25 protein-coding genes are annotated in these 26,719 nt (G+C 52.4%); 18 read left to right on the top strand and 7 right to left on the bottom strand.

Going from position 1 to position 26,719, the window contains the following annotated elements; all coding sequences use genetic code 11:
- Positions 1 to 3: 3 nt before the first annotated feature.
- On the bottom strand, positions 4 to 1,131 hold the full coding sequence (locus tag N24_RS15765) for a cupin domain-containing protein (RefSeq protein ID WP_059290054.1): 1,128 nt from the start codon (positions 1,129 to 1,131) through the stop codon (positions 4 to 6).
- 268 nt (positions 1,132 to 1,399) lie between these two features.
- Positions 1,400 to 2,176, bottom strand: coding sequence for an IclR family transcriptional regulator (locus tag N24_RS15770; RefSeq protein WP_096459281.1), 777 nt, complete (start codon positions 2,174 to 2,176; stop codon positions 1,400 to 1,402).
- Positions 2,177 to 2,288: 112 nt separating this feature from the next.
- On the opposite strand from N24_RS15770, the gene N24_RS15775 reads away from it, so the two are divergent.
- From N24_RS15775 to N24_RS15785, 3 genes are all read left to right on the top strand, one after another.
- The gene (locus tag N24_RS15775) at positions 2,289 to 3,587 is read left to right on the top strand and encodes an MFS transporter (protein ID WP_167382208.1); all 1,299 of its coding nucleotides are present in this window, start codon (positions 2,289 to 2,291) and stop codon (positions 3,585 to 3,587) included.
- 33 nt (positions 3,588 to 3,620) lie between these two features.
- The gene (locus N24_RS15780; protein WP_096459287.1) at positions 3,621 to 4,949 is read left to right on the top strand and encodes a 3-hydroxybenzoate 6-hydroxylase; all 1,329 of its coding nucleotides are present in this window, start codon (positions 3,621 to 3,623) and stop codon (positions 4,947 to 4,949) included.
- Positions 4,950 to 5,539: 590 nt separating this feature from the next.
- On the top strand, positions 5,540 to 7,675 hold the full coding sequence (locus tag N24_RS15785; protein WP_096459290.1) for a LamG-like jellyroll fold domain-containing protein: 2,136 nt from the start codon (positions 5,540 to 5,542) through the stop codon (positions 7,673 to 7,675).
- Between the two features lie 173 nt (positions 7,676 to 7,848).
- On the opposite strand, the gene N24_RS15790 is transcribed toward N24_RS15785, so the two are convergent.
- Positions 7,849 to 9,087 (bottom strand): dicarboxylate/amino acid:cation symporter, encoded by a 1,239-nt coding sequence (locus N24_RS15790; protein WP_096459293.1) that lies wholly within the window; start codon positions 9,085 to 9,087, stop codon positions 7,849 to 7,851.
- Positions 9,088 to 9,382: 295 nt separating this feature from the next.
- Between N24_RS15790 and N24_RS15795 the strand changes: the two genes are divergently transcribed.
- The 11 genes from N24_RS15795 (at position 9,383) to N24_RS15845 (ending at position 20,037) form a co-directional block, all read left to right on the top strand.
- Positions 9,383 to 9,907, top strand: a complete 525-nt coding sequence (locus N24_RS15795) for an SdpI family protein (RefSeq protein ID WP_096459297.1) — start codon at positions 9,383 to 9,385, stop codon at positions 9,905 to 9,907.
- A gap of 39 nt (positions 9,908 to 9,946) precedes the next feature.
- A complete protein-coding gene (gene trpL / locus N24_RS16475) occupies positions 9,947 to 10,000 on the top strand; it encodes a trp operon leader peptide (RefSeq protein ID WP_197702446.1) in 54 nt (17 codons plus the stop codon).
- A gap of 206 nt (positions 10,001 to 10,206) precedes the next feature.
- The gene (locus N24_RS15805; protein ID WP_096460346.1) at positions 10,207 to 11,763 is read left to right on the top strand and encodes an anthranilate synthase component 1; all 1,557 of its coding nucleotides are present in this window, start codon (positions 10,207 to 10,209) and stop codon (positions 11,761 to 11,763) included.
- Positions 11,760 to 12,386, top strand: a complete 627-nt coding sequence (locus N24_RS15810) for an anthranilate synthase component II (protein WP_096459300.1) — start codon at positions 11,760 to 11,762, stop codon at positions 12,384 to 12,386. The genes N24_RS15805 and N24_RS15810 overlap by 4 nt, the downstream gene beginning before the upstream one ends.
- A gap of 17 nt (positions 12,387 to 12,403) precedes the next feature.
- Positions 12,404 to 13,453 (top strand): anthranilate phosphoribosyltransferase, encoded by a 1,050-nt coding sequence (gene trpD, locus N24_RS15815; RefSeq protein ID WP_096459303.1) that lies wholly within the window; start codon positions 12,404 to 12,406, stop codon positions 13,451 to 13,453.
- The gene (gene trpCF, locus N24_RS15820; RefSeq protein ID WP_096459306.1) at positions 13,443 to 14,867 is read left to right on the top strand and encodes a bifunctional indole-3-glycerol-phosphate synthase TrpC/phosphoribosylanthranilate isomerase TrpF; all 1,425 of its coding nucleotides are present in this window, start codon (positions 13,443 to 13,445) and stop codon (positions 14,865 to 14,867) included. Before trpD ends, trpCF begins: the two co-directional genes overlap by 11 nt.
- A gap of 16 nt (positions 14,868 to 14,883) precedes the next feature.
- Positions 14,884 to 16,137 (top strand): tryptophan synthase subunit beta, encoded by a 1,254-nt coding sequence (trpB, locus tag N24_RS15825; RefSeq protein WP_096459309.1) that lies wholly within the window; start codon positions 14,884 to 14,886, stop codon positions 16,135 to 16,137.
- Positions 16,134 to 16,976: a tryptophan synthase subunit alpha gene (gene trpA, locus N24_RS15830; RefSeq protein WP_096459312.1), complete on the top strand. Its 843-nt coding sequence runs from the start codon at positions 16,134 to 16,136 to the stop codon at positions 16,974 to 16,976. The genes trpB and trpA overlap by 4 nt, the downstream gene beginning before the upstream one ends.
- 157 nt (positions 16,977 to 17,133) lie before the next feature.
- Positions 17,134 to 18,030, top strand: a complete 897-nt coding sequence (locus tag N24_RS15835) for an ABC transporter ATP-binding protein (protein ID WP_096460349.1) — start codon at positions 17,134 to 17,136, stop codon at positions 18,028 to 18,030.
- Positions 18,027 to 19,613 (top strand): ABC transporter permease, encoded by a 1,587-nt coding sequence (locus N24_RS15840; protein ID WP_096459315.1) that lies wholly within the window; start codon positions 18,027 to 18,029, stop codon positions 19,611 to 19,613. Before N24_RS15835 ends, N24_RS15840 begins: the two co-directional genes overlap by 4 nt.
- A gap of 73 nt (positions 19,614 to 19,686) precedes the next feature.
- The gene (locus N24_RS15845; RefSeq protein ID WP_167382209.1) at positions 19,687 to 20,037 is read left to right on the top strand and encodes a Rieske (2Fe-2S) protein; all 351 of its coding nucleotides are present in this window, start codon (positions 19,687 to 19,689) and stop codon (positions 20,035 to 20,037) included.
- A 36-nt stretch (positions 20,038 to 20,073) separates the two neighbouring features.
- Here the strand turns inward: N24_RS15845 and N24_RS15850 are convergent, their stop codons facing one another.
- On the bottom strand, positions 20,074 to 21,159 hold the full coding sequence (locus tag N24_RS15850; RefSeq protein ID WP_408607598.1) for an NADH:flavin oxidoreductase/NADH oxidase: 1,086 nt from the start codon (positions 21,157 to 21,159) through the stop codon (positions 20,074 to 20,076).
- Positions 21,160 to 21,335: 176 nt separating this feature from the next.
- Here N24_RS15850 and N24_RS15855 point away from each other — a divergent pair, with 176 nt between their 5' ends.
- Both N24_RS15855 and N24_RS15860 read left to right on the top strand, forming a co-directional pair.
- Complete coding sequence (locus tag N24_RS15855; protein ID WP_096459324.1) at positions 21,336 to 22,310, top strand: bile acid:sodium symporter family protein; 975 nt, start codon at positions 21,336 to 21,338, stop codon at positions 22,308 to 22,310.
- A gap of 507 nt (positions 22,311 to 22,817) precedes the next feature.
- On the top strand, positions 22,818 to 23,678 hold the full coding sequence (locus N24_RS15860; RefSeq protein WP_231911050.1) for a DUF1684 domain-containing protein: 861 nt from the start codon (positions 22,818 to 22,820) through the stop codon (positions 23,676 to 23,678).
- A gap of 54 nt (positions 23,679 to 23,732) precedes the next feature.
- On the opposite strand, the gene N24_RS15865 is transcribed toward N24_RS15860, so the two are convergent.
- Entirely contained in the window at positions 23,733 to 24,071 is a 339-nt protein-coding gene (locus N24_RS15865; protein ID WP_096459330.1) for an ArsR/SmtB family transcription factor, read from the bottom strand.
- A 139-nt stretch (positions 24,072 to 24,210) separates the two neighbouring features.
- Here N24_RS15865 and N24_RS15870 point away from each other — a divergent pair, with 139 nt between their 5' ends.
- Positions 24,211 to 25,293, top strand: a complete 1,083-nt coding sequence (locus N24_RS15870; RefSeq protein ID WP_096459333.1) for an NADH:flavin oxidoreductase/NADH oxidase — start codon at positions 24,211 to 24,213, stop codon at positions 25,291 to 25,293.
- Between the two features lie 110 nt (positions 25,294 to 25,403).
- Here the strand turns inward: N24_RS15870 and N24_RS15875 are convergent, their stop codons facing one another.
- Together N24_RS15875 and N24_RS15880 are read right to left on the bottom strand one after the other, a co-directional pair.
- Complete coding sequence (locus N24_RS15875; protein ID WP_096459336.1) at positions 25,404 to 25,559, bottom strand: hypothetical protein; 156 nt, start codon at positions 25,557 to 25,559, stop codon at positions 25,404 to 25,406.
- Positions 25,560 to 25,732: 173 nt separating this feature from the next.
- On the bottom strand, positions 25,733 to 25,903 hold the full coding sequence (locus N24_RS15880; RefSeq protein ID WP_096459339.1) for a hypothetical protein: 171 nt from the start codon (positions 25,901 to 25,903) through the stop codon (positions 25,733 to 25,735).
- A 596-nt stretch (positions 25,904 to 26,499) separates the two neighbouring features.
- Between N24_RS15880 and tatA the strand changes: the two genes are divergently transcribed.
- On the top strand, positions 26,500 to 26,670 hold the full coding sequence (gene tatA, locus N24_RS15885) for a Sec-independent protein translocase subunit TatA (protein WP_096459342.1): 171 nt from the start codon (positions 26,500 to 26,502) through the stop codon (positions 26,668 to 26,670).
- Positions 26,671 to 26,719 lie beyond the last annotated feature (49 nt).

The following is a 26,719-nucleotide window of genomic DNA, read 5'->3' on the forward strand; positions in this document are numbered from 1 at the left end:
TTTCTAGATTCCTTCCGGAGTAAAGGTACGTGCGAGGTTTAGAGCCTCGAAAATTGGAGTGTCAGAGAAGCAGAATAGGTCTACGCCGTCTGAGCCGGCGATGACATTCCACTTCTGCCACGACGGTACATTGATCACATCGCCGTGGTTGGCTTCAAAGGTTTTATCGCCAACATTAATTGTTGCAGAACCCTCAAATACCTGGAAGCAACGGTTTCCTACCTCATGGATGGGGGTAGTGGATGCTCCTGGGCGCAGACGGTGGAACTCTGCGCGAATGGTGGTCATGACATCGCCACCGGTAGTTGGGTTGGAGAAGCGAATCGCAGCGTGACCCGGCGCGACTGTTCCTGGGTATCCTGCTTCTTCCAATGCCAGCTGATCATTAAGTGCTGCGTCGGTGTGCTCCCAGGCGTAGCGCCCAATTGGTGAGTAGGAAGTTTTTCCTGGGAATGCGACTGGGCGCAGACCTGGGTGAGCCCAAAGGCGCTCAGAGCGGGATAGATCTGGGGTGGATTCATCGGTGAGCTTCTCGGTGCCGTATTCGAAGAAGCCGGTGTCCATTTGGTAGGCAAATGGGATGTCCAGGCCGTCCAACCAGGCCATTGGCTCGGTAGCGATGTTGTGGTGACCGTGGTAATTCCAGCCTGGGGTTAGCAGGAAATCTCCGCGCTTCATTGGTACTGGATCGCCGTTGACCACAGTCCACACGCCTTCACCCTCAATGACAAAGCGGAAAGCGTTTTGGGAGTGGCGGTGCTCTGGAGCGTTCTCGCCCGGAGCAAGGTACTGGATTGCTGCCCAAAGAGTAGGGGAGATGTAGGTGTTGCCATCAAGGCCTGGGTTTGCCAGACCGATAGCGCGGCGTTCACCACCACGACCAACTGGAACTAGTTCGCCGGAGCGCTGTGCTAGTTTCAGCAGCTCTGCCCAGTCCCATTTGTGCGCTACTGCACGTGGTTCTGGGTGGTTGGGCATAAGCCCACCGATTTGGGTCCACAGTGGTTTGAGGTGGATTTCATCCATGCGCTTGTACATGGCATCCAGCTCTGCTTGCTCTTCTGGGGTTGCTGGTGGGACTTCTTGCTTGACGTGTTCGGTTGAGTAATCGTTTTTACCTGGGGCGCCCATTGTTGGAGTCCTCCTTTACGGATGTCGTAGATGATCTAGTTACGAGGCTGATCGAGCAAAAATTTCGAGCAGGAAATCCAGCAGGAAATCCAGCAGGAAATCCAGCAGGAGATTTCCTACTTCTCCGACAGGCCAGGCTTCTTTTACATCTAGCGTTTAATTGTTTGTGACTTCGAACATATTGGTCTTTGTTTCGTGACTCAAGACAATTCCGCTATGCGGAAAATGAGATTACCGGGGGTGCTTGAAAGCGAAAAAATCCCCCCATTTACGCTTTTTCGGGCACTCGATAGTCTGCCAGAGCCCTATTTAAATCACGCATATGACGCTCCAATGCCTGCACAGCCTTTGGGTACACCTCCCTGAACCGATTTGACGGCACCGCCACGGTAATTGCACCTAGAACGTCACCAACGTCGTTGAGCAAAGGCTCCGCCACAGCACTGACATCTTGCTCAAAGAAGCCAAAGTTTGCGCCATGTCCTCGATCCCTGGTTCTGCGTAGACGTTTTCTTAAATTTTCAAATTCTTCATCCCCCAAGCTTGGATATAGCGCTCGAATTTCCCTTGCGGACATCTCTGCGAGCATCACCAAACCACCTGAGTTTTGGGTTGCTGGCATAACCTGACCTCGTCTATTTCCCACACGGACTGGGTTAGAGCCTTCAACACTGTGAATGAAGTGCACGCTATCGCCTTGCAAGATGACCAAATGAGTGGTTTCGCCAGTTTCTTTACTCATGGATTCCATGTGGTGGCTGCACTTGCGTGTTAAGTCAGCACCAAGTCCTGGCTGCAGCGCTGACGTCGCTAGTGCTGATCCCGGCAAATAGTTTCGGGACTCACTTCTTACTGCAAAACCACGGTAGACCAGCATCGACATGGAGCGATGGATCGTAGACGGGCTCACGCCAAGCTCCTGCGCAGCACCTGAAATAGTCAAGCTTCCTGCATCGCGGAGCAGCAAAATCAGCTGCAGGGCAATGTCAACAGAACTCAAGAAATCTTTCGGGGGTAGTCCTTGGGTGTGGGCAACTTTATCCATAATCACTCTTTCCATATAGCGGAATTACTTTGATTGTAACGTGGCTCACCTCGAATATGTGTCTATGACATCACACGCAGATGCGTCACAGGAAGAAGGAACGGGAGGACTGATGACACAGCCACCGCAAGGAGCGACAAGCTCCCAAGAAATAGAAAACAAAGGTTTCACCTTGTTGGGTATCAGTGGCCGACGCTTGGCCGCAGTACTCATTGGCTGGTTTTTTGTCGTTTTTGATGGCTATGACCTCATTGTCTATGGCACCGTCCAGTCAGCCCTAGCCAGAGAGTGGGGCTTAAGCTCCGCAACCTTGGGCACCATCGGATCTACTGCATTCTTTGGCATGGCAGTTGGTGCAGTTTTCATTGGCCGACTATCAGACCGTGTTGGCCGAAAAGCGGCAGTAATTGGTTCGGTTCTGATTCTTTCCGTTTTCACCATGTTGTGCGCTTTTGCACCAAACCCCTGGGTTTTCGGAGCGTTCCGGTTCATTGCAGGTCTTGGCTTAGGTGGCCTAGTGCCATCGGTTAATGCCATGGTTTCTGACCTGGTACCACGTAAAACCATGTCGGCTTGGGCAACTGTGATGATGTCTGGTGTGCCAATTGGTGGTTCTATCGCAGCCGTTCTAGCGCTTCCTATTGTTCCCTCCTCAGATGAGTGGGGTTGGCGTTTCATGTTCCTTATCGCGTTGGTTCCATTAGTCATTGGTCTTCCGATTGCTATGAAGGTTATTCCTTCCGATAAGGCAATCAAGGAAGATCATGAAAAGCGTGAAGGTCATGATCAGCCTGCAGGATTCAAGGATCTGTTGGTGGATCGCTACCGCTGGATTTCCATCTGGTTCGCGTTGGCTACTTTCGTTACCTTGCTGGCTTGGTATGGCCTGGGCACATGGTTGCCACGTCTCATGGAAACCGCAGGCTACGAATTCGGCCATGCCTTGATGTTCACCTTGGCTCTTAACCTTGGCGCCGTCATTGGTTCCGTAGTTACTGCATGGGCAGGCGATAATTTCGGCCCGATCCGTTCAGGTGTTGTTGCTGCAGGTATCGCGGGTATCGCACTGCTTCTGTTGCTCACATACCCTCCGGTCACCGTTGTGTACATCATCCTCATTTTGGCTGGCGTTGGTACTCACGGCACACAAATTTTGATCATTGCAGCGGTGGCAAACTTCTACCCAAGTAATCTCCGCGGCACTGCTCTTGGTTGGGCCTTGGGCGTTGGACGTATCGGTGCGGTTGTGGCACCTCAGCTCGCTGGTCTGCTGCTGGCGTGGAACCTGGGTGTGAACTCCAACTTCATCATGTTTGGCGCTGCAGCGTTGCTGTCTGCCATTTCGCTCAGCGTGCTGCGTCGCCTGCAGAACACTTACAGCATCAAACACAAATCCGAAGTCCAAGGCTAATTCTCTTTATCTCACAGTTAGGAAAACTCACCCATGTCTCTTCCACATTCTGACGAACTTAAAGGCCAAAAAATCATCATTTCCGGTGGCGGAATCGGTGGTGCAGCTGGTGCTTTAGCTCTTGCATTGCGTGGCGCAGATGTCACTCTTTATGAGCGCGCACCTGAGTTCAAGGAGGTCGGCGCTGGCCTCCAGATCGGTCCACACGGCTGGCGCATGCTGGAGTCCTGGGGTCTGCTCGATCAAATCGTTGCTGCAGGATACCTCCCAGAGGACATGCAGTTCCGCGATGCAATCAACCGTGAAACCATCTTGACCATGCGTTTCGATGAGGAATTCCAACAGCACTACGGTGGACGTTACCTGGTGATTCACCGCTCTGATCTGCTTAACATTCTGGTCACCAACGCCATCGAGGCAGGCGCAAAGCTCCACAACGGCATCCTCGTCACCGACTCCCGCACGGTCGAAGGCGGCATCGAGGTCGATATCGAATCCTCCATCAACGAGGGCGAAGATAGAAAGACTTTGCTTGCCGACGCCTTCCTCGCCTTCGACGGCATCCACTCCGTCATGCGTAAGAAGCTTGCCGACGACGCCCCCGTCGCCTCCTCCTACGTCGCATACCGAGGCACCTCCAAGCTGGCTGAAGATGAAGAAATGAAGGACCTCAAGTCCGTCATCGGCTACATCGGACCTCACGTTCACTTCATCCAGTACCCACTTCGTGGCGGTGAATTACTCAACCAGGTCGCTGTTTTCGAATCCCAGCGTTACCTCGAAGGCCGTGCAACCGGCGAGATCCCAGAAGACTGGGGCAACCCAGAAGAACTCGATCAGGCTTACAGCCACTGCGATCAGTTCATCCAGGATCGTTTGGGCACTTTGTGGCGCAACAACTGGTGGCAGATGTCAGACCGCGAGCCTTTAGAAAACTGGCGCATCGGCCGCATGTTGCTGCTTGGCGACGCCGCCCACCCACCACTCCAGTACCTCGCCTCAGGCGCAGTCATGGCCATGGAGGACGCCGAGGCAGTGGCACTGTTTGCGGCTGATGCTGCGCGTGCTGGAAACCTGGATTGGGAAGAAGTTCTGGCCGAGGTGGAAGCAGAACGCCGACCTCGCTGCAGCCGCATCCAAACCGTTGGCCGTTTCTGGGGTGAACTCTGGCACGTGGAAGGCACCGCACGCCTGATCCGCAATGAAGTTTTCCGCCAGGCTGACCGCAGCGGCTGGTTTGTTTACGCAGACTGGCTGTGGGGCTACGACGCTTCCAAGCGCGCCCACATCGCTAACCCTGAGCTGGGCGAAATGCCGGAAGCTTTGAAGGAATGGCGTTACGCTCTGCTCGAGCAAAACTAAATCATCTTAAGAAAACTCCCCGCACATTGACTTCAATGTGCGGGGAGTTTTGTTGTGCGCATGACTTTCATAACTGTTCATCGATTTTCTGAACTGCAGCTCTATAGCCGGATACTTTCCAGTTTCAGGCTTTCGGTGCTAGTTCTTAAGTATCTGGGTGTAACACCCTCCATACACCGGCGTACTCGACCAAAACTAAAAAACGATTCGGGACTTTTGGTCGCCAGAGCAAATTTACAGAGCCAGACAACGTCATATTTGACCAAGATTTCTTTTTCCAGAGGCCCCTTGGTCAGCAGGTGAATTAAGGTGCAAAAGCTGACACAAATAAGTCCGATCGCTTAAACAACCCGCTGTGGATGGTGGCCGAGAAATCCAAGGTGTCTCTGCTTGGGGGCTAAGCAACACTATGAAAGCTAGCTTTGCCATTCGCATAAATAAATATAAATGTTTTCTGAATATATTACTGCAGTACTGACAATATTTATATTCAGTCCATCATTCGTTCACTTAATGATCTTACCTTTAAGGCAATGCATTTCCTTCTACATGGGAAATGTTTTTTGACATTTTAAAAGTGAAAGGTCCTCATGACTTCCCGTCGCTATACCTCTGCTGTACTTATTGCAGCCTTGGCCTTCGGTTCCGCTGTATCCGTCGCCCATGCCCAAGACACAGATCTAGGTTCCCGCTTCACCCTCGGTGTGCTGCCTGACACCCAGTTCTACTCCCGATATTCAACTCCAGATACCGGGAACCTGTATGAACAGCGCTATGGATCTGAACCTTTTGCTACCCAAACCCAATGGTTGGTAGATAACCAAGAAGAGTTAAATATTCCATTCACTACACATTTGGGTGATGTGGTTGATCAGTCCCCAGTCATTCAGGAGTGGGAAGTCGCTGATCGTTCGATGCAGATCCTCGAAGAAGGAGGGATGAACTACTCAATCCTTCCAGGCAATCACGACATCACCTCTAATGGAACTCCAACTCGTTTCACGGAGTACTTCTCCGCAGAACGTGCTGCTGGAAACGATACCTTCGGTGAGCGTTACGGTGAAGCAAACAATGAATCCGAGTTCCATATCTTTAATGCAGAAGGGCAGCAGTACCTCGTTTTAGCTTTGGCATGGCGTGCTGATAATGCAGCACTCGCATGGGCGCAAAGTGTCATTGATGCACACCCAACGCTCCCTGTCATCCTCACCAGTCACGAGATCTCTAACATCGATGCAAACGGCGACATCTTCCTCTCTGACAGCTACGGCCAGGGTCTTTGGGACAGTTTCATTTCAAAAAATGACCAGATTTTCCTTACAATCAGCGGACACCACCACGGCGCGGGCTACCGAATCGACCGCAACGAGGCCGGACACGACGTTGTCAATGTCCTCCAAGACAACCAAATGGCCTACCAAGGTGGCAACGGCATCCTTGGCTTAATCCAATTTGATCTTTCTGGAAGCTCCCTGGATATGACGGCGCTTTCCCCGTGGGTAGCAGCCAAACCTGCTGATTCCTTGAATCAATTCGACCATTTGATTCCAGAAGGCTCCGGGGATTCCTGGAGTGTCGATATGGACTTCGCCGAGCGCTTTGACGGTTTTGCCCCAGAGTGGACGATTGGTGATGAAAACGATCCAGATTATGCTGTGAAGGCACGCGAGATCGTCTCCGCAGGCTATATCCCACCAACCATTGAAGCCGGTGATCTACCTGTCAATAACGACGATTTCCCACAGGTTGCAAACACCGCGGTGCACTGGCGCCCAGGTTCAACCACCATCGACGGAATGCAAGCTCAAGATGGTCAAGCTGTTGCTCCCGGCGCGGTTATTCCTGACATTGCCAATGGTGACGACATGGTCCGCGCTGAACTAAACATTCGCGGAGCAGAAGGCTCTCAAGCAACAGACATCACCTATGTAGCAGGAGACACCCACGAGCTCTCCTCTGATACCGGCTCGTTGAAGTGGGTTGATCCTGCAGGAAACAGCCAGCGATTGAATTGGTTTGAGACCGCTGCTGATGCCGCGATCAACTCTGAAGACTTTGAAGACGGCTACACCTTTGAGACCTTCATCAAGATCGATGACGCTTTCGACGGTGATAACCATTGGATGGGTGCGATCTCTAGGCAGGGCGAGCGCGGTGTAATCGCAGAAAACATGCCAGAAGGTGAAGAACCACCAGCTGCACTTGCAGTCTCTTCTCTTCGCGAACTTCAGTGGACCACTGTCGCCACCGAAGGCACCACTACCGGTACTTCAAACTGGTCTCATGAAGTGCCAAAGGGCGAATGGTTACACGTTGCTATCGTCAATAATCCAGACACTGACACCGTAGAAATGTTCGTCAACGGCGCACCAATTTTGCGTGATGTCATTGGTGCAGAAGGCCTTGCTACCGCTGGCGAAGCGTGGCTAATCGGAGCAAACATGTGGGAGGCAGATCCAGCAAACCCATGGTTCGGCCAGGTTGGAGAGACTCGCATCGTTCACGGCGCCATCGACCAAGACCAATGGCTAACTGCCCGCGCTGCAGATCACGGTATCCCTGCAGAGCCTTCAGGTTCTACCGCTGGATCTTCCACCGGTGGTTTCCTTGGAGTGTTTGCTGCCATCACAGGAATAATCGGTGGCGCCATCGCTCTGTTTACTTTGAACCATCCAGTGATCAACCAGCTTAAAGATCAGCTGCGCAGTTTCGGTCTGAACTTTTAGATAACGAGATTTAGGTTAAAACTGCCAAAGCATTATGAAGCTTGGGATAAGAGACAAAATGTGCTTACCCAAGCTGGCCTCTTAATACCGAATTCGAGAATCCAATCCCTTAACCCCCCAGATAAAAAATCGCACCAGCCACATAAGCCGGTGCGATCATAACTAGCGGAATTTTATTTGCGGTGATCCACATCCGATGGGGTGATATCAAAGGCAACGCGATCGTCTTCTTCGATGTCTTCTGGGGAAGTGGTGTGAAGCTTACCCTTTGCGTATTTGTTCACGATGACAGCAATGGCGCCGTCGCCGGTGACGTTGGCAGCAGTGCCGAAGGAGTCGATAGCGATGTAAGCAGCGATCATAAGGGCAACCTGCTCGGTGTCGAATCCAAGCATGGAAGACAGCATGCCTGTTGCGGCCATGATCGCACCGCCTGGAACGCCTGGTGCTGCAATCATGGTAATACCCAGCATGAGGAGGAAGCCGATAGCAAGACCTGCATTTACTTCCATGTCATACATAAAGACCACAGCGAAAGCGAAGAGGCTGATCTTCATCATCGAGCCAGCTAGGTGGATCGTGGCGCACAGTGGAACGACGAAGCCCGCAACGTTTACGTCGACATCGTTTTTCAAGGTCTGCTGGTAGGTCACCGGAATGGTTGCTGCTGATGAGGAAGTACCTAGCGCAGTGAAGTAGGCAGGAAGCATGTTCTTAAACAACTTCCATGGGTTCTTCTTAGCTACGACACCTGCGATGATGAACTGGATTGCCAGGAATACTAAGGTTCCGACAACTGCCAGAATCAGTACCTTTCCGAAAGCGGACATGATTTCCATGAGACCGCCGTTCATGCCCATGCCTAGGAAGATGCCGAAGATGAAGACTGGCAGCAGTGGAATGACAAAAGCAGTGATGGTTTTCATGACTACTCGTTCAAGCTCGCGGGTGACCTTGAAGAGGGTGTCTGATTTCACGACAGCCATGCCCAGTCCTAGGCAGAATGCCAACAACAAAGCGGTCATCACGTCGAATGGTGGTGGCATTTCGATGTTGAAGTATGGCTGCAAGGCATCGGCGTCGAGGTCAATCTCGGAAACCGCCTGGTGATCTTTGAGCATCCAAGGGTAGAGGGCTTGGGACGCGCCATAGGCAATGAGGCCAGAGAAAATGGTTGATGCATATGCGATGGCTGCAACGATGCCCAGCCATTTGCCGGCGCCTCGACCAAGACCTGCGATTGCAGGTGCAATGAGTGCGAAAATCAGCACTGGGATGAAAAAGCCCAGGAAGTTGCCAAATAGGCCGTTGAAGGTGGTGAAGATCTCAGCGAGCCACACCGGGAAGAAGAGGCTGCAGATGATTCCGAGGATGATCGCAATGATCACTCGGAACAGCAGCGACGAGCTCATACTCTTTATATCCATGGTTGTTCCTATGTTTCTAATCAGGAGCCGTCTAGAAAACGCAAGACAGCGCGTGATGGAATTTTGTGTGCGGCTTGGAAGTAGCAGGCCAATACCTTCGAAGATTATAAAAACCTGCCTGGAGCCTTAAAAACTCCACCAACCAACTGCGACGAGTGTCAGATTACTGCAGGTTTTCGGTCAAACCTAGTTGTTGGAAGCAAAGCATCATACCTTTAACCCCTTATTCCTGCAGTTTCGGATTACTCCCTGGAATGCGGGTGGGGATAGAGTTGTTGTTATGACGGTGATCGGAATTATTCTTGGCAGCCTGTTTGGCATTTTTGCAGTCCTTCTCATCGTGGTCGGTGCTTTGGGGTGGGCGGCTAAGCTCCCTGGCAACCCGGTTGTTGGCATTCGTGTCCCTGAGGTGCGTAAATCTCAGGAGATGTGGGATATGGCGCACCGCGTTGCTGGCCCGTTGTGGGTGCTGTCTGGAGTTTCCTTTGTTATTGCCTCGCTAGTTGCTTTTGTTGCGTCTGGTTGGATGTGGCTGGTCGTGGCTTTGGGTGTTGTCGCTGGCATTGTTTTCATTGGAATGGGTGCGGGCATGGCTGCACACACTGTTGCGATGGTTGATGCCAAGCGCAGTCGCGAAAACCCCGAAACTCCTGAAGCACCAGTGTCCGCTGAGATCGAAGAGGCCGGTGGTGTGACTATTACTTCACCGATTTTGAATAAGACTCCGCAGAATGCTCCCAAGATTGATTTGGATGCGGTGCGTAGAGCAGCGCAAACAAAGCAGGACCCCCAAAATGATCAATAATTGAGACAAGTATTCCACCATGTGATAAAGTCCCATTTTGTGAATAACCCTTGTCTCAGTCAAAGCACCCAGTGGTGGTGGCGCGCTAGCTAAGCGAGCCTGACACCTCAAGTTGTTTTCACTTTGATGAATTTTTTAAGGCTCGTACTTCGTTCGACGAAGAAGCGGGCCTTTTGTGGTTGTTAAACCACAACCGGCAAGCCCTGGATCGAATGAAGCTCGCAGCCAATAAAAACGAGTAATTATTTGATTTTCCCAGAAAGGCTTAAGCCCACAATGTTCTTCCCGGTAGGTGCCCCATGAGCGCTACTCCGCACGTTATTTCTTTAGACGTCCGCTATCACGAGGATGCTTCTGCGTTGTTTGCCCATTTGGGTGGCACAACGGCAGATGATGCAGCGTTGCTCGAAAGCGCTGATATCACCACCAAAAATGGTATTTCTTCCCTCGCGGTGTTGAAGAGCTCGGTGCGTATTACGTGCACCGGCAATAAGGTTGTCACTGAGCCTTTGACGGATTCGGGTAGGGAAGTGGTTGCGCGCCTCACGCAGCAGCTTGCCCAGTACAACACTGCTGAAAACACTTTTAGCTTCCCCGCCTCCGATGCAGTTGATGAGCGCGAGCGCCTCACCGCCCCTAGCACGATTGAGGTGTTGCGCAAGCTGCAGTTTGAGTCCGGTTACGACGATGCATCATTGCCTTTGCTCATGGGTGGTTTCGCGTTCGATTTCTTAGAAACTTTCGAAGCCCTGCCGGCAGTCGACTCCAGCGTTAATACTTACCCCGATTACCAGTTCGTGCTGGCCGAAATCGTCCTCGACATCAATCACCAAGACCAAACCGCCCAGCTCATCGGCGTATCCACCGCCCCAGGCGAGCTTGAGGCCGAGCTTAATAAGCTGGCATCGCTTATCGACGCCGCCCTCCCCGCAACCGAACACGCCTACCAAATCACCCCTCATGAAGGCGATACCTTGCGCGTGGTGGCGGATATCCCTGACGCGGAGTTTCGCACCCAAGTCAATGAGCTTAAGCAAAATATTTACAACGGCGATATCTACCAGGTTGTCCCGGCGCGTACGTTTACGGCACCATGCCCTGATGCCTTTGCGGCATATCTGCAATTGCGCGCAACCAACCCTTCGCCGTACATGTTCTATATCCGTGGCCTTGATCAGGGACGTTCCTATGAACTTTTCGGTGCTTCACCTGAGTCCAACTTGAAGTTCACCGCTTCTAACCGTGAGCTGCAGTTGTACCCGATTGCGGGCACTCGTCCCCGTGGGCTTAATCCTGATGGAACCATCAACGATGAGTTGGATATCCGCAATGAACTAGATATGCGCACTGATGCTAAAGAAATCGCGGAGCACACCATGCTTGTGGATCTTGCCCGCAATGATTTAGCTCGTGTTTCTGTTCCAGCGTCGCGCCGGGTTGCTGATCTTTTGCAGGTGGATCGTTATTCTCGCGTCATGCATTTGGTCTCACGCGCGACGGCAACGCTGGATCCTGAGCTTGATGCTTTAGATGCTTATCGTGCGTGTATGAATATGGGCACGTTGACCGGCGCTCCGAAGTTGCGTGCTATGGAGCTGCTGCGCGGCGTCGAAAAGCGTAGGCGTGGTTCTTATGGCGGGGCAGTAGGCTATCTGCGCGGCAATGGCGATATGGATAACTGCATTGTTATTCGTTCGGCTTTTGTTCAGGACGGTGTGGCTGCTGTGCAGGCTGGTGCTGGTGTGGTGCGTGATTCAAATCCCCAGTCGGAAGCCGACGAAACGTTGCACAAGGCGTATGCCGTATTGAATGCACTGGCGCTGGCTGCCGGTTCCACTTTGGAGGTTGTCCGATGACACACGTTGTATTGATCGATAATCGCGATTCTTTTGTATATAACCTGGTCGACGCGTTCGCCGTTGCTGGTTATAAGTGCACGGTATTCCGCAATACGGTGCCGGTAGAGACCATTTTGGCTGCTAATCCTGATCTGATTTGCTTGTCACCAGGCCCAGGTTATCCTGCAGATGCAGGCAACATGATGGCGCTGATCGAGCGCACGCTCGGACAGATCCCGTTGTTGGGCATTTGCCTTGGATACCAAGCACTCATTGAATATCACGGCGGCAAGGTCGAGCCCTGCGGGCCAGTGCACGGCACCACCGATAATATGATCCTTACTGATGCCGGTGTCCAAAGCCCTGTTTTTGCAGGTCTTGCTACAGATGTTGAACCTGATCACCCAGAGATTCCAGGCCGTAAGGTGCCGATTGGCCGCTATCACTCTCTTGGCTGCGTAGTTGCCCCAGAGGGCATCGAGTCCCTGGGCACCTGTGCTTCTGAGATCGGTGATGTGATCATGGCAGCTCAAACCACCGATGGCTTGGCTCTTGGCCTGCAGTTTCACCCCGAGTCCGTGCTGAGTCCAACTGGGCCTATCATTTTGTCGCGCTGTGTTGAGCAGCTCCTCGCTAACTAAAGAAAAGGAATTGATTCATGACTACTCCAGCAACTCTTAAAGTCTTAAACGATTACCTCGACAACCCTAACCCAACCCTTGAGCAGGCCATTGAGGTATTCACCCCGCTGACCGTGGGTGAATATGATGATGTGCATATCGCAGCACTTTTAGCCACGATTCGTACCCGTGGTGAGCAATTCGCGGATATCGCTGGCGCTGCAAAGGCATTCCTTGCTGCTGGACGCCCTTTCCCTGTGACTGGTGCAGGTTTGCTTGATTCTGCTGGTACTGGTGGAGATGGTGCGAACACCATCAACATCACCACTGGCGCTTCGTTGATCGCTGCTTCGGGTGGAGTGAAGCTGGTCAAACACGGTAACCGTTCGGTGAGCTCTAAATCCGGTTCTGCCGATGTGCTGGAGGCATTGAATATTCCACTGGGGCTTGACGTGGATCGTGCAGCTAAGTGGTTGGAAGCCGCTAACTTCACCTTCTTGTTTGCCCCTGCCTACAACCCTGCGATTGCGCATGTGCAGCCAGTGCGCCAGGCGCTGAAGTTCCCCACCATTTTCAACACCCTTGGGCCACTGCTGTCTCCTGCGCACCCAGAACGCCAGATCATGGGTGTGGCAAATGCTAAGGACGGCCAGGTTATTGCGGAGGTCTTCCGCGAGCTGGGGCGCAAGCGTGCACTAGTTGTACACGGTGCCGGTACTGATGAAATCGCAGTTCACGGCACCACGTTGGTGTGGGAGCTCGATGAAAACGGTGAGATCAAGCATTACACCATTGAGCCTGAGGATCTGGGATTGGGCCGCTATGAACTGGAAGATCTAAGGGGTGGCAATGGCACTGAGAACGCTGCAGCCATGCGCGCTACTTTCGCCGGTACCGGCCCTGATGCCCACCGTGATGCGCTGGCAGCGTCTGCTGGTGCGATGTTCTACCTCAACGGTGATGTCGATTCCCTAAAGGAAGGTGCGGAAAAAGCACTTGGGTTGCTTGCCGATGGCACCACTCAAGCATGGTTGGCTAAGCACGAAGAAATCGATTACTCAGAAAAGGAGTCTTCCAATGACAAGTAATAATTTGCCCACGGTGTTGGAAGGCATCGTTGAGGGGCGCCGCGGACATCTTGATGAAATCCGCGCGCGCATTGCTCATGTTGATGTTGATGCTCTGCCTAAGTCCACTAGGTCTTTATATGATTCCCTCAACCAAGGCAGGGGAGGGGCGCGCTTTATCATGGAGTGCAAGTCCGCATCCCCGTCTTTGGGCATGATTCGTGAGCATTACCAGCCAGGTGAAATCGCGCGCGTGTACTCCCGTTATGCAAGTGGCATTTCAGTGCTGTGCGAGCCGGATCGTTTCGGTGGCGATTATGATCACCTCGCTACGGTTGCAGCAACCACGCATGTGCCTGTGCTGTGCAAGGACTTCATCATTGATCCAGTCCAGATCCATGCAGCGCGCTACTTCGGTGCAGATGCTGTTTTGCTCATGCTGTCTGTGCTTGATGATGAAGAATATGCAGCACTTGCAGCTGAGGCGGCGCGTTTTAACCTCGATATCCTCACCGAGGTTATTGATGAGGAAGAAGTAGCCCGTGCCATCAAGTTGGGTGCAAACATCTTCGGAGTCAACCACCGAAATCTGCATGATTTGTCCATTGACCTGGATCGTTCACACCGACTATCCAAATTGATCCCTGCCGATGCTGTGCTGGTATCTGAATCCGGTGTCCGCGACGCTGAGACCGTACGCCAGCTGGGTGGACACTCCAATGCTTTCCTCGTCGGCTCGCAGCTAACCAGCCAGCCAAATGTCGATCTTGCTGCTCGCGAATTGGTCTACGGCCCCAATAAGGTCTGCGGACTAACCTCACCAACCGCAGCGCAAACCGCACGCGCAGCCGGCGCCGTATACGGCGGACTCATCTTCGAAGAGGCCTCACCGCGCAATGTTTCACGTGAAACATCGCAAAAAATCATCGCCGCAGAGCCCAACCTGCGCTACGTCGCAGTCAGTCGTCGCACCTCCGGCTACCAAGAATTGCTTGTCGACGGCATCTCCGCCGTACAAATCCACGCCCCACTGCAGGGCAGCGTGGAAGCAGAAAAGGCACTGATCGCAGCTGTGCGCGCCGAGGTCGGACCTGAGGTTGAAGTTTGGCGCGCGATCTCCATGTCCAGCCCCTTGGGGGCTGAAGTGGCACTCGCGGTGGAGGGCGACGTCGATAAGCTAATTCTTGATGCCCACGACGGTGGCAGCGGGGAAGTGTTCGACTGGGCAACCGTGCCCGCGGCCGTGAAGGCAAAATCCCTCCTGGCTGGCGGCATCTCCCCAGACAATGCCACGCAAGCACTGGCCGTAGGGTGCGCCGGTTTGGACATCAACTCCGGCGTGGAATATCCCGCAGGAGCAGGCACCTGGGCTGGGGCGAAAGATTCCGGTGCACTGCTGAAAATCTTCAACACAATCTCCACCTTCCACTACTAAAGGTTTAAATAGGATCATGACTGATAACAAACCCCTGGGTGGCTCTACGCTGCTGCCTGCATATTTTGGTGAATTCGGCGGACAATTCGTCGCAGAATCCCTGCTTCCTGCACTAGACCAGCTAGAAAAAGCATTCGTCGATGCCACTAACAGCCCAGAGTTCCGCGAAGAGCTCGGCGCTTACCTGCGCGATTACCTCGGCCGACCAACCCCACTCACCGAGTGCTCCAATCTGCCACTTGCTGGCGAAGGTAAAGGCTTTGCGCGGATCTTCCTCAAGCGAGAAGACCTAGTTCACGGCGGTGCGCACAAAACCAACCAGGTTATTGGCCAAGTACTGCTTGCAAAACGCATGGGCAAAACCCGCATCATCGCGGAAACCGGCGCGGGCCAGCACGGCACTGCAACCGCACTAGCCTGCGCCCTCATGGGACTTGAATGCGTTGTGTACATGGGTGCCAAAGACGTTGCCCGCCAACAACCCAATGTGTACCGCATGCAGCTACACGGCGCCAAGGTTATCCCTGTGGAATCCGGTTCCGGCACCCTGAAAGACGCCGTGAATGAAGCTCTGCGCGATTGGACCGCAACCTTCCACGAATCCCACTACCTCCTTGGCACTGCCGCTGGCCCACACCCTTTCCCAACCATCGTGCGTGAATTCCACAAGGTCATCTCCGAAGAAGCCAAGGCCCAAATGCTGGAGCGCACCGGCAAACTTCCCGATGTCGTGGTGGCCTGCGTGGGTGGTGGCTCCAACGCCATCGGTATGTTCGCGGATTTCATTGATGATGAAGGCGTAGAACTCGTAGGTGCTGAACCTGCCGGTGAAGGCCTTGATTCCGGCAAGCACGGCGCAACCATCACCAACGGACAAGTCGGCATTTTGCACGGCACTCGTTCCTACCTGATGCGCAACTCAGATGGCCAAGTCGAGGAATCCTACTCCATCTCCGCAGGTCTTGATTACCCAGGTGTTGGCCCACAGCACGCACACCTGCACGCCACGGGCCGAGCAACCTACGTGGGCATCACCGATGCTGAAGCCCTTCAAGCGTTCCAATACCTTGCACGTTACGAAGGCATCATCCCAGCACTAGAGTCCTCACACGCATTTGCCTATGCACTCAAGCGCGCTAAGACTGCCGAAGAAGATGGCAAGAACCTCACCATCCTCGTCTCCCTATCTGGTCGTGGTGACAAGGACGTTGACCACGTTCGCCGCACTCTAGAAGAAAACCCAGATCTGATCCTGAAGGACAACCGATGAGCCGCTACGAAGATCTTTTCAACCGCCTCGATAGGGCAGGGGAGGGCGCCTTCGTCCCCTTCATCATGCTGAGCGACCCTGACCCTGAAGCTGCTTTCCAGATCATTTCCACAGCAATTGAAGCCGGAGCCGATGCTTTGGAGCTGGGTGTACCTTTTTCCGATCCGGTTGCCGACGGCCCAACCGTTGCAGAATCTCACCTCCGCGCCCTTGATGGCGGAGCCACTGTAGACAGTGCACTCGAGCAGATTCGACGTGTGCGCGCAGCATACCCAGAAGTTCCCATCGGAATGCTCATCTACGGCAACGTTCCTTTCACTCGTGGCTTGGATCGCTTCTACCAAGAGTTCGCTGAAGCTGGCGCAGACTCCATCCTCCTGCCAGACGTCCCAGTCCGCGAAGGCGCACCGTTTTCTGCAGCAGCTGCAGCAGCCGGAATTGATCCCATTTACATCGCTCCGGCCAACGCCAGCGAGAAGACACTCGAGGGTGTCTCCGCCGCATCCAAGGGGTACATTTACGCGATCTCCCGCGACGGTGTTACCGGCACCGAGCGCGAATCTTCCACCACAGGACTATCGACGGTGGTGGATAACATCAAGAAGTTTGGTGGAGCTCCCATCCTGTTAGGTTTTGGTATTTCATCTCCACAGCACGTGGCTGATGCGATTGCGGCCGGCGCTTCGGGAGCGATTACTGGCTCTGCTATCACCAAGATTATTGCCTCCCACTGCGAAGGCGAACACCCAAATCCTTCCACCATCCGCGACATGGACGGACTAAAGAAGGAACTGGCCGAGTTTATCTCTGCAATGAAGGCGGCGACTAAGAAGGTCTAGCCCCAACGCGCCAATGTTTCACGTGAAACATTGGCTGATGCAGTTAAACCACTTCCACCACAAGTGTGGAAGTGGTTTTTATGTTCACATCATGCAGTAGATGTTTCACGTGAAACATCTACTGCTTTTTGCTCCCCGGTGGGGTTGAATGAAAGATATGAACACTCCAGCAGTTCAGGTTCACAATCTAAGCTTGAGTTTTGGGTCGTTCAAAGCTGTTGACGGCCTTAGCCTCACCGTTGATCAAGAAAGTATCCATGGATTCCTCGGACCCAATGGTGCAGGAAAATCAACAACAATCAGGGCACTCATTGGGGTACTCAAACCAAAATCTGGATCAGTGTCCACACTGGGGCACGATCCGGTGTCACACCCAGAGGTGCTTCGGCGGGTTGGATACGTGCCCGGGGATGCCACTTTGTGGAGCAATCTCACGGGATTAGAAGTTCTGAGAGCTTTAGAGTCCCTACGCAAGACTCCTGCCAACCCTAGTCTGGAACGCGAATTGATCGCAGATTTCCAGCTCGATACTTCAAAGAAAGTTCGTGAGTATTCGACTGGCAATAGGCGGAAAGTCAGTCTCATCGCAGCACTTAGCCACGAGCCAGAGCTTCTCATTTTAGATGAGCCCACCGCAGGTTTAGATCCCATCATGGAGCACGTATTCCTCAATCATGTACGAAGAGCTCGAAACGATGGCGCCTCAGTTTTGCTCAGTAGCCATATTTTGAGCGAGGTTGAGCAGCTGTGTGATTACGTCACAGTACTTAAAGAAGGTAGGTCGGTGGCATCCAATGAGGTGAGCTATTTGAGGAAAATCTCAGCCCACCGCATTACCGCCACTGTGCCAGAGGTTCCCCGTGAACTCATGGGCAGGGGAGAGGTGGACTTTGATGCAGGTCATCTCAGCATCACGTGCGATGCTTTAGCTGTGCCGGACATTTTGCGCATCATCATTGATGCAGGCGGGCAAGACATCACGAGCAACACCGCCTCTTTAGAGGAAATCTTCTTGCGCCACTACGGCGATGCTGAACGTGGGGTAGTGCAATGATTCGGCTAAATCTTCGCTTGAAGCGCATGTTCATCATGTGGTGGCTACTTGGCATTTGGCTTTTCTTGTTGATCACTCCGCCGTCCTATGTGGCAACTTATCCCGATTTAGATAGTCGCGGCCCAGTGGTGGCAACTGTGCAAAACAATGTGGGCACCCAAGCTATGTATGGGCATTTGCCGTCACCTGGAACGATCGGGCAACTTACAGCATGGGAAACAGGAGCATGGCTTAGCGTTCTCTCCTCAGTAATGATGGTGCTGCTGTTCACCTCTTTCCACCGGAAAACTGAGGCTAACGGCCTCGCAGAATATGTCTATGCCTCAGGCCGACAACGCACCGACAGTTTCACCGCCGCGATCGCTACCGGTGCAATCGTTTCTGCGATTAACGGCGCTGGGTGTACCGCTATTCTTCTTGCGTTCCGGTACGTCAGCACCACGGAAATCACAATCGCTGGCAGTGTCTCTTTCGGAGTAACAATCTCACTGACGATGCTTGCCACAATGGCCATCACCAGCATCCTGCACAGCTTGTGGGGTAAAGAAACCAATCTTAATCGTCTCGGTTTGCTCGGCGTGGGCGCTGCATTTTTAATCCGAATGGTTGCTGACACCGCATCTTTAAACTGGGCAACTCATCTCAATTGGATCTCTCCACTAGGTTGGCGAATGCTCATCGCGCCGTTCACCAAAGACAGTTGGGGAGTGGTTGCTGCCTTAGCTCTCATATGCGTAGCCCTCATCGCGCTGGCTTTTGTGCTGGATTCCAGGCGCCTATTCAATGAAAATCTGGTGCATTTGAAGCAGTCCAGGCAGCCTCGGCAACGCCGGATCAGCGACCTTTATCAACTAAATATGGTGTTGCACCGTGGCAATATGATCCCGTGGTCAATCATCATCGGCCTCATTGTGCTCATTTTCCTCCCGCTCATCGACTCACTCCTCCCCACACTCCAAGGCGATCCCGCCACCATGCAGGCCGTCGAAGCGCTCATGCCGCAAGGCGAACTGCAAATCGCCTTCATCGTTTACATCTTCCAAATGGTCTCAATTTTGCTCTGCGTGGCAACAATCCTGCCCATCATCAGCCTCATCGGCCAAGAACGCCACGGCCTAGTCGACGCGATCCGCAGCACCGGAGTCCGCCGTTGGGCGCCCCTTGGGGGCGCGGTTCAAGCATGCTTTTCGACGCTTTCCTCCTGCACCATTTTCGCCATCGCAGGAGCCTTACTGGGCCTTAATATCCAAACATCTACGGTAGAAAATGGCCTGTCTTTGGTCCTGCTTTCTAGCTTGTCGATTGCCATCCATGCCTTATTTTTCCTCGGTATCGCCACCGCATTAGCAGGGTGGTTTCCGCGTTTTATTTACCTATCGTGGCTTCCCATCATCATCGCATCAGCAGTGACCTTGCTTGGCCCAGTGCTCTCCTTAAGTGATCAGCAGATGAAACTTTCTCCACTTACTCACGTGTGGGGTAATACTGATGAAGCCGTGTGGCCGTTGATTATGTTTGCAGTTTCGGGGTTCTTGTTGATTGGTTTCGGCCTACTTGGGGTGCAGCGCAGGAACCTACTTTAGTAACTGGCTAATCCACAAGTTTCGTACGATACTAGGCATTATGACTCAATCAGCCCCCACGTGTAGCCGACGTATGTTTCTTTTAGGATCTGCAACCACATTTGCAGGTGCATTTCTTGCAGCTTGTGGCACTGAACCAGATAAGGAGATTGCAGCCACTGAAGTTCCAGTAGGAAGCTCAGTCATCTTAGGTTCTGTAATTATCGCGCAACCAACCGAAGGCAACTTTGTAGCCTATTCTTCAGCATGTCCTCACCAGGGTTCGCGCATCACCAAGGTGGAGGGCGATACAGTCATCTGCACGAATCACAAATCTGTCTTCAATATTGCCGATGGCTCTGTAGTGTCCGGCCCAGCCCAAACCGGACTCACAACCACAGACTTGAAGCAGGAGGGCGATACTCTCATCGCTGCCACTCATTAAAAATGGTGATGTTTCACGTGAAACATCACCATTTTTTTACCACGCACCCCGCGCATATGAAGGAGGGTAGGGGATCTCATCTCGTTTCTTACCTAGTTCATGCGCGGCCTGCAGTGGCCAGGATGGGTAGCGAAGCGCAGCTCTACCGAGTGAAACAATATCCGCATCACCACGATCGAGATGATCCTGCGCTTGCTGCACTTCGGTGATCAACCCAACGGTGGACGTTGGGATTCCCACCTCTTGTTTGACTCGGCGAGCAAATTCAACTTGGTAGCTTGGTCCCACCGGAATCTTGGCTGGCACTGCACCTCCAGTAGAAATATCTACTGCATCTACGCCAAGTGCTTGGAGTTCTGACACAAGCTGAACAGTTTGATCCGCATCCCACGACGGTTCATCATCAATCCAATCGGTTGCTGAAATCCGGGCAATAAGAGGCATGGTGTCGGGAATGACTGCACGGATCGCTTGAGCAACCTCTTTAAAAAGTCGGGTTCGATTCTCAAAAGAGCCACCGTAGTTATCAGTCCGCTTGTTGGCTAAAGGTGTGAGGAATTGATGCAACAAGTAGCCGTGCGCTCCATGGATTTCAATCACGTCAAAGCCCGCACGCACAGCACGCTTAGCGGCAGAGGCGAAGTCTTCAATAATGCGCAAGATACCGTCTAGGGTTAATTCGGTTGGCGTATCCAAACCAGATTGAGCAATTGCACTGGGGCCGAAAGCTTCCCATCCACCTTCATTCTCTGATTGCGTACCTGGCGCGAATTCAGGCAGTGCTGGATATGTACTTGCTTTGCGCCCCGCATGGTTTAGTTGCACACCCATCAAAGAACCCTGCGCATGAACAAAGTTAGTGATTTTCTTCCACGCCGCGATCTGATCATCGTTCCAGAGACCGGTGCACCGTGGTGAGATTCGCCCCTCTGGGCTAATGCCTGTGGATTCAGCAATCAGCAAGCCGAAGCCCCCCACAGCACGTGCACCATAATGGACCAGATGCCAATCAAGCGGAACCCCATCGAGTTGATTTGCTTGATACTGACACATCGGGGCAAGCCACATTCTATTTGGAATCTCTAAGCCACGGATAGTGATCGAGGAGAGCAGTGAAGTCATGATGTTGAGGTTAGCTGAAAACTCCATATTGCCGCGCACAAAGATTCGACACTGTGACGAAACTACGTCAGGGTCAAGAGTGGGAGGTGGGGGGTGGGGGTGAGCGTCGAAAAGCAAAAATCTTTTGGGGGTGAGTTAAAGCAACGCGCGTGCGGAAGCGTCGTACACTAAAACTCATGCTTGAACGCCTCAAACGCTTAGACCCACTTATTGTCCTCATTGTGCTGGCCGTCGTGGTGGCGATTTTCATTCCGGTGCGCGGAGTTGCCGCCGAATGGTTTGATATCGCCGTGAAGATTGCCATCGCATTGCTATTTTTCCTTTACGGTGCCCGACTATCGACCCAAGAAGCCTTAAACGGCCTGAAACACTGGCGACTTCACCTCACCATTTTGGCGATAACTTTTGGAATTTTCCCATTGATCGGCATTGGACTGGAACCGATGACAGCTTTTGTTTCGGAAGATATTTATCGCGGAATTTTATTCCTCACACTCGTTCCATCCACCGTGCAGTCCTCCGTGGCATTTACATCAATTGCGAAGGGCAATATCGCCGGAGCAATCGTGTCAGCCTCACTGTCCAACCTCGCCGGAGTTTTCCTCACCCCACTGCTGATCATGCTTATTATGTCCGCAGGTGGGGGAGTCCACGTGGATTCAAAAGTCTTCCTTGATATCGCCATCCAGCTGTTGCTACCGTTCATTCTTGGTCAAGTGTGTAGGCGTTGGGTGAAAAATTTTGCAGCAAACAAAGCGACCAAAATTGTGGACCGCGGATCAATTGCCATGGTGGTGTACTCGGCATTCTCCGCAGGTATGGTCGCTGGTATTTGGTCCACAGTCAGCGTCTGGGAGATCGTCTACCTGGTCATATTCGCCATTCTGCTCGTCATTGCCATGCTATGGTTCACGCTCTTTTTGTCCACCCGACTTGGATTTAACCGAGGCGATTCCATTGCCATCCAGTTCTGTGGCACCAAGAAATCCCTCGCCACCGGACTTCCCATGGCTGCGGTGATCTTCGGTGGAGCCAACATTGGCCTGCTCATCCTGCCGTTGATGATCTTCCACCAGGTACAGCTGATGATTTGCGCGTGGCTTGCGGCTCGTTACGGCCGTGACGCTCAGGAGCAAAAAGCAAAGGCCTAATTTTCTCTCTAGCTGATTCCTCTAGGCCGATTTCGCCAGGCCGATCAAGCAGCATGAGTGGCTACCCATGTGGGTAGCCACTTTTTCTATGCCCCTACTTGGTTCATCTTTTAAAAGTGAGCCAACTCGGGTTTTAAACTTCTCACCTTCCACAGGCCGTTTAAGCGACTGCATTTTGCAGGGGCAGTATTTGTACTACTTGGGCTCTACGAGGCCGTCAGAGGCGATTCTGAAGGGGTTATCTTTTCTGGGTCTTTTTCTCCATTTTGCACCCCACTTCACCTGGCGACCAAGAACGCTAATTGCAGAGGAAGTTTTGGTCGGAAATGCCAATTTCCGGGCTTACAAATTTGCTCTGGTGACCAAGAATCTTTAGAACCCCTATGGATTTGGTTATATATGCCGGTTTTTAGGTTGCCTGAACCACAACTCAATCCAGCCTTGGCCCTACTGCTTCCTGCAACCTTCAGCCGACCTCCAGGCCATTTTTGAAGTGTTTCAAACAGCATGAATAAAACACCTTCCCCTAATAGACAGCATGGTCTAGATTGGCTTGAAACATTGATCTTTACTTTGAAAGACGGCACAAAAATGATTGATACTTTAAACGCACAAACCGCCATTGATTTAACAGATTGGCATGCATGGCATTTATCCAGAAACCGTGATGCCATTAGTCGCACAGGAGCCACAAGCTTAAGTGCCACCGAGTGGATTAGCGCCACCTCATTAAAAGATGCACATACCTTTCCATCCCTCCCCGGAAAGTGGTACCAACGCGGTGGCGGGGTAGTGGGAGCACATTTACCACCAGCCTTCGCCACAACGGGCACTGTTCAAATACATCCGGGCGAATTGTTAGTTGCCGGTGATGTCACCCTTACAGTTTTTGAACGTCTAGGCCAGTACGCTCTCCAAATTTTTGATGCACGAAACCCACAACGTTTCGAGTTTCATTCCATAGCCACATTTCCGCCTTCCGACGAATGGCGAATTGATGCTCGCTTCTTTCCAGAACCCGATACTGTAAACTCCGCCGCTGCTGATGGCGTTATTGTTGCAACCCCAACAGCCGGGTGGGTTCACTTTTTAAAAGACCGCGTAGACTATCGCCTGCGAGTAACTGTGCAGGGTAATAATTTGCGGGCACTTTTTAGCGATAACTCTTCTCAACTAGGGGTTTATCAGCACCGTTTTGTTGATATTCCCCGCCCCGACACTCACGGCAACACGGTTATTGATTTCAACCGCGCCTACTTGCCACCAAAGGCATTAAATAAGAAATTTCTATGCCCGTCACCCAGCTTGAACAATCATCTGAATTTGTCTGTTCAAGCAGGGGAGAAGTGGGTAGTTGCAGGCGCTTAAAGTAGCCAGCCAAGCCCCACGGAAAGGCTCTCTTAAATCGCCTTCAATACACGGTTAGGAAGAAACGCTTGCCCCGTTTCGCTCCGCCAATGCCGCCTGCATGACTGATGATAAAAGTCCGGGGAAGCGCTCTTCCATATCCTCACTGCGCAGAGCGCTAAGAATTGAGGTGCCCTCGTAGCGCTGAGTAATCAGCCCTGCTTCCCTGAGCACACGGAAATGGTGTGTTGAGGTGGATTTTGAAACAGGGAGCTCGAAAGCGATACATGATTGATCATCATGCCCACACGACAGTTGGGACAGAATCTGACGTCTAATGGGGTCCGATAATGCGGACATAACTGCGTCCAGATTCATCTCGGCCAGTGATGGATGTTCCAATTTGCGGGCCATGAAACCCTCCAATTGATTTCAGCAAAGTTTATTGAATTAAATACGATTCTAATCGTACCTTGCGTCAAAGCAAAGCTAGTTGTACGATCAAAATCGTTGTACGGCAAAAGTCGTATTAGTCAATTGTTGGGAGCCTAGCATGTCGAAGCTTTTCGACCCCATTCAAATCCGTGAACTTACCATTCCCAATCGTGTGTGGATGTCACCAATGTGCACCTATTCCGCACCCGTCGGTACTGGCATGCCAACCGATTTTCACCAGGCACACTATGCGGCACGCGCAGCTGGAGGCGTTGGCTTGGTCATGGTTGAAGCCACGGGAGTAAGTCCTGTTGCTCCGATTTCTCCAGTTGATCTTGGCCTGTGGGCTGATGAGCAGGTGGAGCCTTTTTCTAGGATTACGGCTGCCATCCGCGCCGGTGGGGCAGTGCCGGCAGTTCAGTTGGCACATGCAGGACGCAAAGCTTCCACCTCAGCCCCTTGGGAGGGCGGGGACTACGTTGCCCCGGAGAACAACGGCTGGGAGACCATTGGCCCCAGTGCACTAGCGTTTCCAGGGCTGCCGGCTCCACACGAGCTCACCATCTCCGAAATCGCTGAGGTAGTCCAGCAATTTGCTGATGCCGCGGTCCGCGCCGACAAGGCCGGTTTTGATGTTGTAGAAATCCACGCTGCGCACGGATATCTGCTCCATAACTTCCTGTCTCCAATATCCAACAAGCGCACTGACGCCTATGGTGGCCCTTTGGAAAACCGAGCTCGCATTGTTTTGGAAGTTATTGAGGCAATCCGTCAGGTTTGGCCAGCCGAAAAGCCAGTGTTTATGCGCATTTCCACCACAGATTGGGTTGAGGAGAATCCTCACGATGATCGCGATTCGTGGACACTTGAGCAGAGCAAGCAATTGGCACTGTGGGCTGCTGCACATGGAGTTGATCTGATCGATGCGTCTTCCGGTGGGCTCGACGTCGTGCCGATTCCACGCGAGAGGAACTACCAAACCGCCAAAGCTGCTGAGCTCCGTGCAAACACTAACGTGCTGGTTGCAGCAGTTGGTCGCATCGATGACGCGGAAACTGCTCATGACTTGATCGAGTCAGATCAGGCGGATGCCGTATTCCTTGGCCGTCCACTGCTTAAGGATCCCTCCTGGGCCAATCACGCGGCCCTGAGTTTAGGCGCCACCCCGCGTTACGTGCGCCAGTACGATTACGTGCTTTAAAAGCTTGCTTTTCGACGGCGCCAGCCACGATTTACCCAGCGCCGCCACCGCAGGTTAGGCCATGTAGAAGGGGGAATGTTTCACGTGAAACATTCCCCCTTCAACCACACTTATGAAGAAAGTGATGAGGTGTGAGTTTCCGGTGCAGCTTGCTCAGGTCGCGCCCATCCCTGGAAATGCTGGAAGTGCTCTTGGATCTGCGCACCCCACTGTGCGGGCTGGAAATTCTGAGCAATGTCGGTGAAGTGCTGGAACTGATCGAACATGGTGAACTCCTTTTTAGGGTTTTAAAAGATTTTGATGATCGCTAGGATGAGCGTGGTGAGGCTTTAAGCCAGCCGCAGCGATTCCTGTTCAATCGAAAGCTGGGGCGGACAATAAAGCCGATCATTTTGATCCGTATGAAGGATGTTTCATTTGAAATATCCTTCATACGGTTTTAGGAAGAAAGCGATGCAGTACGCTCTGGGAGGGGAGCGGCCTCTGGTCGGTTCCACTGCTCCACGTGTTGTGGGAAGTGCTGCTGAAACTGCTCTTGAATCTGTGCGCCCCACTGTGCGGGCTGGAAATTCTGGGCGATCTCAGTGAAGTGCTGGAACTGGTCAAACATGGTGAACTCCTTTTTAGGGTTTTGCGTGTGTGGTTAGGAAGAAAGAACAACTGCGCTGAAAATGTCGGAGACGCTGCCCAACACAGTGTTGAAAATATTGACGATGCATCCCATTCGAAACTCACTTTCTCGTGTCTTGCAAATCTTTCAGCGACGGCGTGTTCCGTTGCTGTGATTTGAAGTTAACACCCAAAAATTTTTTGCGACAAGCAGCGGTCTGACCAACATGCACACCTATGACCTGGGTAAATGCAAGAATCCTGGAATCCATGGGAATTTACCCGGCACCATGAGCTAGCTGTGGAAATGGCGCATCCCTTGCTCCAACGATGAAAGGTCATCTCAACCCGATTAGGAGAATTCTGCTAGCTTTCTGCTGATTAGATCGCGCCAGCTCAAGCCATATAACACCTCTGATTGCTTTACCCCGTCTCCCTGAAGCCAGGTAGTCCACTGGGCGCCTAAGACGTGACTGCAGAGTGGCGTCGAAAAGCGTTTTAATGCACTTAATATCTCGTAGGTGAATTGATTCTTTTGGGCGGAGATCAAATGGGTCTAGGGTAGAACGCAGAAATATTTCCTACGGAAGGTCCGTTATGACACCTGCAGGCCCAGTGCAATTACTCATTGTCGCTCTTGTAGTAATTGTCCTCTTTGGCTCCAACAAGTTACCTGATGTTGCGCGCTCCATTGGTCGCTCCATGCGCATCTTCAAATCTGAGATCAACGAGATGAACAAGGACTCTGATCCAGCGCCAAAGAACTAGACATATAAAAAAATCGTCTGCTTTCAACGGAAGTGAAAGCAGACGATTT

Origin of the sequence: Corynebacterium suranareeae (assembly GCF_002355155.1) — a bacterium.
GTDB lineage: Bacteria > Actinomycetota > Actinomycetes > Mycobacteriales > Mycobacteriaceae > Corynebacterium > Corynebacterium suranareeae.

Excerpts from the sequence above, each read along its gene's own strand:
- N24_RS15765 (WP_059290054.1), bottom strand. The coding sequence starts at position 1,131 with ATGGGCGCCCCAGGTAAAAACGATTACTCAACCGAACACGTCAAGCAA.
- N24_RS15770 (WP_096459281.1), bottom strand. The coding sequence starts at position 2,176 with ATGGATAAAGTTGCCCACACCCAAGGACTACCCCCGAAAGATTTCTTG.
- N24_RS15775 (WP_167382208.1), top strand. The coding sequence starts at position 2,289 with ATGACACAGCCACCGCAAGGAGCGACAAGCTCCCAAGAAATAGAAAAC.
- N24_RS15780 (WP_096459287.1), top strand. The coding sequence starts at position 3,621 with ATGTCTCTTCCACATTCTGACGAACTTAAAGGCCAAAAAATCATCATT.
- N24_RS15785 (WP_096459290.1), top strand. The coding sequence starts at position 5,540 with ATGACTTCCCGTCGCTATACCTCTGCTGTACTTATTGCAGCCTTGGCC.
- N24_RS15790 (WP_096459293.1), bottom strand. The coding sequence starts at position 9,087 with ATGAGCTCGTCGCTGCTGTTCCGAGTGATCATTGCGATCATCCTCGGA.
- N24_RS15795 (WP_096459297.1), top strand. The coding sequence starts at position 9,383 with ATGACGGTGATCGGAATTATTCTTGGCAGCCTGTTTGGCATTTTTGCA.
- N24_RS15805 (WP_096460346.1), top strand. The coding sequence starts at position 10,207 with ATGAGCGCTACTCCGCACGTTATTTCTTTAGACGTCCGCTATCACGAG.
- N24_RS15810 (WP_096459300.1), top strand. The coding sequence starts at position 11,760 with ATGACACACGTTGTATTGATCGATAATCGCGATTCTTTTGTATATAAC.
- trpD (WP_096459303.1), top strand. The coding sequence starts at position 12,404 with ATGACTACTCCAGCAACTCTTAAAGTCTTAAACGATTACCTCGACAAC.
- trpCF (WP_096459306.1), top strand. The coding sequence starts at position 13,443 with ATGACAAGTAATAATTTGCCCACGGTGTTGGAAGGCATCGTTGAGGGG.
- trpB (WP_096459309.1), top strand. The coding sequence starts at position 14,884 with ATGACTGATAACAAACCCCTGGGTGGCTCTACGCTGCTGCCTGCATAT.
- trpA (WP_096459312.1), top strand. The coding sequence starts at position 16,134 with ATGAGCCGCTACGAAGATCTTTTCAACCGCCTCGATAGGGCAGGGGAG.
- N24_RS15835 (WP_096460349.1), top strand. The coding sequence starts at position 17,134 with ATGAACACTCCAGCAGTTCAGGTTCACAATCTAAGCTTGAGTTTTGGG.
- N24_RS15840 (WP_096459315.1), top strand. The coding sequence starts at position 18,027 with ATGATTCGGCTAAATCTTCGCTTGAAGCGCATGTTCATCATGTGGTGG.
- N24_RS15845 (WP_167382209.1), top strand. The coding sequence starts at position 19,687 with ATGTTTCTTTTAGGATCTGCAACCACATTTGCAGGTGCATTTCTTGCA.
- N24_RS15850 (WP_408607598.1), bottom strand. The coding sequence starts at position 21,159 with ATGACTTCACTGCTCTCCTCGATCACTATCCGTGGCTTAGAGATTCCA.
- N24_RS15855 (WP_096459324.1), top strand. The coding sequence starts at position 21,336 with ATGCTTGAACGCCTCAAACGCTTAGACCCACTTATTGTCCTCATTGTG.
- N24_RS15860 (WP_231911050.1), top strand. The coding sequence starts at position 22,818 with ATGAATAAAACACCTTCCCCTAATAGACAGCATGGTCTAGATTGGCTT.
- N24_RS15865 (WP_096459330.1), bottom strand. The coding sequence starts at position 24,071 with ATGGCCCGCAAATTGGAACATCCATCACTGGCCGAGATGAATCTGGAC.
- N24_RS15870 (WP_096459333.1), top strand. The coding sequence starts at position 24,211 with ATGTCGAAGCTTTTCGACCCCATTCAAATCCGTGAACTTACCATTCCC.
- N24_RS15875 (WP_096459336.1), bottom strand. The coding sequence starts at position 25,559 with ATGTTCGATCAGTTCCAGCACTTCACCGACATTGCTCAGAATTTCCAG.
- N24_RS15880 (WP_096459339.1), bottom strand. The coding sequence starts at position 25,903 with ATGTTTGACCAGTTCCAGCACTTCACTGAGATCGCCCAGAATTTCCAG.
- tatA (WP_096459342.1), top strand. The coding sequence starts at position 26,500 with ATGACACCTGCAGGCCCAGTGCAATTACTCATTGTCGCTCTTGTAGTA.